Source organism: Candidatus Obscuribacterales bacterium (assembly GCA_036703605.1).
Taxonomy (GTDB): Bacteria; Cyanobacteriota; Cyanobacteriia; order RECH01; family RECH01; genus RECH01.
Map to the genome: position 1 here is coordinate 1 of DATNRH010000619.1, position 8,157 is coordinate 8,157.

Here is an 8,157-nt window from a genome sequence, read left to right on the forward strand (position 1 = left end):
CAACGACGCGATCGCCTGATGGACAAAATCGGGCAGGGCACCGCCATCTTCTGCAGTGCGCCCATGGCCGTCATGCACAACGATGTGGAGTACAACTTCCGTCAAGATAGCGACTTTTACTATCTCACCGGCTTCAACGAACCGGAGGCGGTGGCCGTCCTTGCGCCCCATCACGATCAGCATCGCTACGTGCTGTTTGTACAACCTAAGGATCCGGAGCGGGAAACCTGGACGGGCTATCGCGTCGGCGTCGAAGCAGCTAAGGAGCGCTATGGGGCCGATGAGGTCTATTCCATCACCGAGTTGTCGGACAAGCTGACTCAGTATGTGGAGAAAGCGGATCGCATCTACTATCATCTCGGACGCGATCAGGACTTCAATACCAAAATGTTGAAGCTCTGGCAGCACTGCCTGCGGCGCTATCCTCGCACGGGTCAGGGGCCCATTGCCCTAGAAGATCCCGGGCCCATCGTCCACGGAATGCGGCAGATCAAAAGTCCGCAAGAGCTAAACCTGATGCGCCATGCTGCCGACATTTCCGCCGCAGCCCACTGTCGGGCCATGGACTATGCCCGCAGCGGATGCTACGAGTATCAGGTGCAGGCAGAGATTGAGCATAGCTTCCGCCTGGCAGGAGCCATGGGCCCCGCCTATCCCTCCATCGTGGCATCGGGAGACAACGCCTGCATTTTGCACTACACCGAAAACACGCGCCAGATGCAGGATGGCGACCTGCTGCTGATTGATGCTGGCTGCGCGGTGGATTACTACAACGCTGACATCACCCGCACCTTTCCCGTAGGCGGCCGCTTCAGCGATGAACAGCGCCTGCTCTACGACATTGTCCTAGAAGCACAGATGCAGGCGATCGCCCTGGCCCAACCCGGTCAACCCTACCAGGCGATGCATGAAACCGCCGTGCGGGTGATTGTGGACGGCTTGCTTGATCTGGGTCTGCTGGTGGGCGATCGCGATACCTTAATTGCAGAAGAAACCTATAAGCCGTTTTACATGCACCGTACTGGACATTGGCTAGGGCTCGATGTCCATGATGTGGGCATTTATCAACATGGGGAAACGTCCCATCAGCTCGAACCGGGACATGTATTCACCGTGGAGCCGGGCATCTATGTTTCACCCACCATCCAGCTTGCCGAAGGACAGCCGGAGGTGCCCGAACCCTGGCGCGGCATCGGCATTCGCATTGAAGACGATCTCGTGATCACCGAAACGGGGCATGAGGTGTTGACGTCTGGGGTGCCGAAAGCGATCGCTGACCTAACGCGCTAGTCCTCTGGGGCGGAATCTTACTCTGTAGGAACGCCAAAGGGGCAGAAGGGAGCACTTGGTCAGCGAAGTGGGTGGAACTAAAGATGGGTATCTTCATCATCGACTTGCGTATCCTGCTGCTCCACTGTTGAATCATAGTGTTCCGTTAATGGTTCTGGCACAGTATGATATGTTAAATCCTGTTCAAGTAAAATCTGCTTATCTGAGCTATCCTCAAAGCTGACCGTCTGATCTTCTAATGGCACCGTTTGATCCTCCAAGGTCACTGTCTGATCTGTGGGGATAATGGTTGTTCCTTCACCATCAAATGCCAGTAGGTTATTTTGATCATAGTCAGCTATCACAGTTTTAAGTTGTGATAGCTGAAGCGATCGCTGCGACAAATAAGCTGGTAAGAATGGGTTATCGTCCTCCTCAACCTCTCCTAAGACCATGTCCTCCGCATCGGCAATCATAGGCGCGATCGCTGCCTGTACCTCTTGAGCGGTTTTATAGCGCTGCGTAAAATCATGATGCACCATACGATCAACAATGGTCGATAATGCTGGCGTTAGTCCTGGCACGCGGTGTCTCCAAAGGATCGTACCTGTTTTAGAATCATGGTGCAGCATGCGTGGATTTTGCCCTGTCAGAGCTTCGATGGCAATGACGCCTAGGGCATAGATGTCACTATTAAAGTGGGGGCGACCAGCCGATTGTTCGCCGGGCATATAGCCGGGGGTGCCCACCGCAACCGTAAATTTAGTATCACTGCTGCTCTCTGCCAATTGGGTGGATATTTTTTTGGCAACCCCAAAATCAATGAGCACCAATCGCTGATCCGACTGACGGCGGATAATATTAGACGGTTTCAAGTCCCGATGGATAACACCCTGCTGATGCACATAGTCTAGAATGCGCAGCAGATCGTTGATCATATCTACCACATAAAATTCGGGAAAACTATGCCGCTGGCGAAACTCCTCAGCCAGCGATCGCCCCGCAATAAACTCTTGAATCAGATAAAAATCTCCAGCTTCCTCAAAGAAAGCCATCAGTTGCGGAATTTGATCATGATGCCCTAGCTTTTCTAAGGTCTCCGCCTCTGTACTAAACAAGCGCCGGGCAAGACGGATCGTTTTAGGATTATCTGTTTTCACCTGTAACTGCTTGACCACACAGATCGGATTCCCTGGGCGTTGCATATCCCGCGCCGTGTAGGTTTCACTGAAGCCACCCGATCCTAAAACGTTGACAATTTGATAGCGGCTGCCCAGCACTTTTCCAGCCAGCTCTCGCTCTCGTTCTCGCAGTAAGTCTTGCAAATCATCCTGCTGACTAATAATTTCCTGGACAATCGGCGATGCAGAATATTGCTTGAGGGTATTGCGCAGTTGCTGCTTGCGTAGCTGTTCTTGGGCAGTTCCCGAAAGCAGTTGCCCAACCCCAATTAAGGCGATCGCCCCCACAGGAACCGCCGTTGGTATAATCAACTGCCCATGGACAAACACCATATAGCCCGTGATCCACCAAGCGATCGCCAGCCCCATAGCAACACCCCACCCCGACAGCGGCTGTCGCCGTTGGATCACCAGGAAGCCCGCGCCGACGATCCCCAGCAAAACCACCATCCCCCGCAACGGTGCCTGGGGAATAACCGACCGCAACGCCCGCCCTTCTAACAGGGACGCGATCGCATTGGCATGAATCTCCACACCCGGCATGGCTTGGCGATAGAACCAGCTTTCACTAAACGGAGTTGGATAAAAATCTTGATGAATTGCTGCCGTGGAGCCCACAATCACAATCTTATCGTTGAAGTAATTGCCGCCCTGCAGATAGGTATCCCACGTATCTGGATCCAGCACATACCAAAATGGAATGTGGGTAAAGGTTTGCGCGGGCCCGTAGAAGAACAGCGTATCGCCCTGAGGAGGCGCATAGGATTGTTGGGACGCCTGCGCCGTAGCTGCGGCTAGGGTAGGCAGGGTGCTGCCCAGTTGGCGATAGGCGGCTTGCTGTGCTGGGGGCGAGTTGCGGATCAGCTCGGTTAAAAACTGTTCACCAAAGCGATGAATTTGCCCGTTGGGTTCCAAATAAAAATTGATGGAACCGAGAACCGATTGGGGCGATCGCAGCGCTGGAAGCGGCATCGTCAGTTGGGTAACCATCCCCTGAGCACTATCGGTCTGGGTATACTGCGCCGCGAGCACTACCTGACTGGCATGGTTCGTCAGCGCATCCGCAAAGCGCTGATCATCCTCAGCCCCGTAACTACTCGGCGACGAAAACAGAATATCGAGCGCAACAGCCTGTCCTCCCGCGCCTAAAATTTTCTCAATAGCAATGGCATAGGCGGTGCGCGGCCAGGGCCAACTCTGCAAAACCTCTAGGTGAGCGTAGCGTTTGGGATCACTGTTGTAAAATTCAGCCTGGGACAACGAGGCTTCATCAATGGCCAAAATCACCACATCATCCGGCGGCGGCACGGGGCCGCGTAGCTCAAAGTAAAAGGACTGAACCTGCCGCTCCAGAGCCTGCACCAGCCCCACATCCAGCGCCGTTAAGCCAGCAGCCAAGACAGCGATCGCTCCCGCAAACCCATAGCGCCCCCAGCGTGTCCACTGAGATACGGAGAGAATGGTGCTTTCTCGATGGGTCGTCGCTGCTGGGCGATCGCCCCTTCCATCAGAACGAGCTGGCTGGGTCGGCATAGGTCGGCATAGTTTCAATCATGGGCTGTTCGTGATCACCATGATGCACCCGATTGCATGACATCGACTCTAGGTTAACGCAAGCCTCAGCCCACTAGGGGACTAGTTACCCAACACCATTGGATGTGTGGCCATAGGCCTGCCAAGCCAGCGCCGCCAAACCATTGACGATCGCCGCCGCCACCACCGAACTTCCCTTGCGCCCACGGATGAGAATGTGAGGAATTTGGGTTTGGGAGAGGCGATCGCTCATGTCTTCCAATCCCACAAAGCCTGCTGGCGTGCCCACCACCAAGGCTGGCTTGATATCCCCCGTTTCCAACAGCCCCACAATGGCAGACAGAGCCGTTTGAGCCTGACCCACCACAAAAATGCCTTCTGGGTATCGCCGCGCCAAGGTCTCAATGCCCCAAGCAGCCTGAGTTTTGTCCCGCTGCGGCCGCGTAATCGCTTCCATGCTGCAATAGACGGGGTTGGCAAAGCTTGCTTGAATATTGGGCATGATGCCAACCTGCACCATGGGTACATCCACAATCACGGTGCTGCGGGCCGCCAAAGCTGCTGCCCCCGCCTGTAAAGCTTGGTGGGAGAAGTGAATCAACGACGCATAGTCAAAATCTGCCGTGGCATAGATGACACGGCGCACCACCTCATATTCCGATGGAGAGAAGGGATGATCGCCAATCTCTTGATCAATAATTCTCAGGCTTTGAGCATCTGTAATGTGCCATTCCATAAAACAGGGGATGTCATAAAGGGATTGAACCATTCAGAGACGAGTCTCATCGTGGCTTAGGAGGCTAGGCTAGGCAACCCTAGACCGCACTCAGAACACAATGCACGAACGGCAAACTGCCTTATAGGGAGGAGGATGCAGGCTTGATCAACGGGGACTGGGGCAACATCTTCCTCAATGATGATGAGCTATGCTCTAACCCTACTCTAAGTAGAGTCGAAGTGCACCTGTCTCTTGTAAAATCCGCGGGCAAGATCTATATATGATCGAGCTCCATAGGCCGATCGATCCATCATGCAAGATTTCAGGGGCGATCGCCCACGCTGCGGCCGTCATCCATGCCTGGTCTTCTCCATCCCCTGCAGATCTCCAAAATCGTCATCAAAGCCGACACCAGTCTAGCCTGTTAGACTGGATGCCCTCACTATATATCCCGTATCGGTAGTTCGTATATATAGTGAGGCCCGCCAACATTTTATGTCCAAGTATCATACAGAGTTAACTACTTGGGGATCCTTAGCTTGAGCCTGATTGAAAGCGATCGCTCCTGTATTTTTAGGGATATTTTTTCAAATATAGGTTCATCCCCTGCATAATTTCCGACCTTAAGTCCGTAATAACCTACGTAAGCAGTTCAGGATGAACATGGATATTACACCTCTACGTATCCTAACTGCTCAAATCTTTACTGCACAAAACCCATCAAATTTAGCCTAATGAACTCATCTGAAGTGAATTGGGTAACTTGTGCCGTGAACTGTATTCGTTAAGGTATCGATTTAGTTACTTACAATCAGGACATTGCAAATCATGGTGAATCAAGCAGCTTTTGGTCAATGGAACTCCGTTCAAGACTCTGGAAATGACAGCGTTAATGGCGATCGCGTTGGTGGTACGAAGTATGAAATTTACAGCATTGCCTACAGGGAAGTAGGCGATCAAATTGTCTTTGCTATTAGCACAAACTTTAATTCAGAAGGTGAGGGCAGTCAATATGCTCACGATCGCAAGGTCGAATTCGGAGACTTGATCCTCAACTTCAATCCCAACAGCACAATTAATCAGGCTAATGGCAATCTCTACGGCATCCGATTTATCGAAGACAATGAATCTGGTGTCCGACAAACCGGCGTGTTCCAAAATGTCTCGGTTAAAAGCGTTGCTCAGCGGAATGGACTAGCCACTGGAAACTTAAAAGGATATGTTGAACGCGTCACAGAGGAGGGCAGCCATAGCTTTGGTGATGACTTACGTCCCAGATATTTTGATCCCAACGAACATATCAAGAATGTTATTAACAGGGGCGATCGCGTTGGAGGTGTTGAGTTTTTAACCAGCAATCATGCTCTCCTCCGTGATGCCAGAAGCATTCCTGGCTTTGCAGCAGGTCAATTCGTCTATGGCTTTAGTATTGATAGATCATCTCTGCCATCTGGAAACTTTACGGCTCACCTTGCTCCAGAATGCGGCAACGACATCATCGCCATTAATGGAAGACTTTCGTCAAATCCTGATATTGACATTGAAAAGTGGACTCAGGGTGTCGATGCAGATTATCTAGAAGATGCCGTCGGCGTACGTGCTGGAGATATCGTTGAGTGGACTTACCGGGTAACCAACACAGGCGACATTGCCTTTCGAGAGCAGGATGTTGAGGTTACAGACGATCAAGGGCTAATACCTGTTTTAGATCGCAATAGTGATAGAGGGAATGACGGCATTCTAGATCCGGGGGAAGTTTGGATCTATCGGGCTAGTGAAGCAGCCCAAAACCATCGCATTGTCATTGATTTCGAGACTGATGCTGACGGAAATCCCCTCGGTGCCGGCACCATCATTGATAATGAGTACCGAGGTTATGGCTTAACCATTGAAAGTTTGACCTATCCAGACAGAAGAGACCCGGCTGGCACGATTCTCACTAACCGGGCCATGATTTTTGATAGCGCTAATCCAACTGGAGATGACGAACCAGATTTGAGTACTCCTCATCAAAACTTTGGAGGGGATGGTACGGGAGCTGGCGGAGCACAGGGACAACCTGGGGAGAATAATACAGCTCTTAACAATATTTTGATTTTACCTGAACCCGAGGGCACGTCCGAGGATCCTAATGATTCTCGCTTTGGCGGAGAATTCACATTTAAGTGGGACGAACCTGTCTACGTTAATGACATTGGCTTTTTAGATATTGAGGAAGCTGCTCGGGATCCCAACGGAGAAACCTATATTGAAACCTTTGATGCGGATGGAAACTTACTGCATCGCTATGTTGTTCCAGGATTGGGAGACAACAGTTTCCAAACCATACAACTCAATGGGGAACTAGCTTCCGAAATGAAAGTTGTGTTTGGTGGGAGCGGTGCTATTACGGGGCTAAGTTTTGATCAGCATTACAAAAACTTAGGTGCGGTTGAGATCAGGCCAGGCATCAACATTCGAGATGAAGATCCAAGTCACTACACTACCGCGCGTCCCTCCATTGATATCGAAAAACACACCAATGGCGTGGATGCAGACACAGTCGAAGATGCTGCTGTCATTAGAGCTGGCGATCGCGTGACCTGGGAATACATCGTCACGAATACCGGCAACACTCCCTTCCAATTTAATGATGTTGTGGTCACGGATGATGATGAGAATCTCACTCTCAGATTTGATCGCAGGAGTGATGTAGGAGGCGATCGCCTTTTAAGTCCGGGTGAGGTGTGGACATATCGTGCTGTTGGACGCGCTGAACAAGTTAGCGTTGATATTGATTTCGATCGTGATAGTCAGGGAAATCCTTTGCCCGCAGGAACTATCGTCAATACAGAGTATCAAGATCTAGGGTTAACTATCTCAGCCTTGACTAGAGATGGGAGACCCCATCCCCATGGAACCATGATTTTTGATACTGAAAACCCCACCGGTGATGATATCGACTTGGGAACTGCAAACTCTAGCGTAGGCGGCCCTGGCATTGGCAATGGCGGACAGGCAGGAACCCCAGGAGCCAATCTTGTCCCATTGAGCAACGTGTTAATCCTATCAGGAGACGGCGATTCCAGTGACCCCGATGATGCCGCCTCAGGTGGAACATTTGTCTTTGAGTGGGACAATCCTGTAGACTTCAAATCTATTGGCATTATGGATATTGAAGAGCCTGGCAGTAGAATTATTACCTACGATGCAGACGGCAACGAACTTGGAACGTACGAAATTCCTCCCCTGGGTGACAACAGCGTTCAAACCGTCGATCTCAATGCTCAGAATATTTCAAGTATGAAGGTCTTTTTCCGAGGTAGTGGCGCAATTACTGACCTAAAGTATGAGCGCCCCTACAAAAATGTGGGCAGTGTCATGGTTAAGGGATGGGAAGCCGAGGATGTTCATGATTTTGATCTTAGTCACTACGTAACCGGTATTCCTGCCAGTAACCCTTCACCTCTTATCCCC

At 51.2% G+C, this 8,157-nt stretch carries 4 protein-coding genes; 2 read left to right on the forward strand and 2 right to left on the reverse strand.

The window, feature by feature from the left end:
* On the forward strand, positions 1-1,290 hold a 1,290-nt coding region (locus V6D20_13145; protein ID HEY9816726.1), incomplete at its 5' end, for an aminopeptidase P N-terminal domain-containing protein.
* Between the two features lie 77 nt (positions 1,291-1,367).
* On the opposite strand, the gene V6D20_13150 is transcribed toward V6D20_13145, so the two are convergent.
* Together V6D20_13150 and V6D20_13155 are read right to left on the reverse strand one after the other, a co-directional pair.
* The gene (locus tag V6D20_13150) at positions 1,368-3,983 is read right to left on the reverse strand and encodes a serine/threonine-protein kinase (protein HEY9816727.1); all 2,616 of its coding nucleotides are present in this window, start codon (positions 3,981-3,983) and stop codon (positions 1,368-1,370) included.
* Positions 3,984-4,089: 106 nt separating this feature from the next.
* Positions 4,090-4,752: a precorrin-8X methylmutase gene (locus tag V6D20_13155; GenBank protein ID HEY9816728.1), complete on the reverse strand. Its 663-nt coding sequence runs from the start codon at positions 4,750-4,752 to the stop codon at positions 4,090-4,092.
* Positions 4,753-5,529: 777 nt separating this feature from the next.
* On the opposite strand from V6D20_13155, the gene V6D20_13160 reads away from it, so the two are divergent.
* A partial coding sequence (locus V6D20_13160) for an XDD3 family exosortase-dependent surface protein (GenBank protein ID HEY9816729.1) occupies positions 5,530-8,157 on the forward strand: 2,628 nt, incomplete at its 3' end.

Coding starts and splice junctions, on each gene's coding strand:
- V6D20_13150 (HEY9816727.1), bottom strand. CDS start 3,983: ATGCCGACCCAGCCAGCTCGTTCTGATGGAAGGGGCGATCGCCCAGCA.
- V6D20_13155 (HEY9816728.1), bottom strand. CDS start 4,752: ATGGTTCAATCCCTTTATGACATCCCCTGTTTTATGGAATGGCACATT.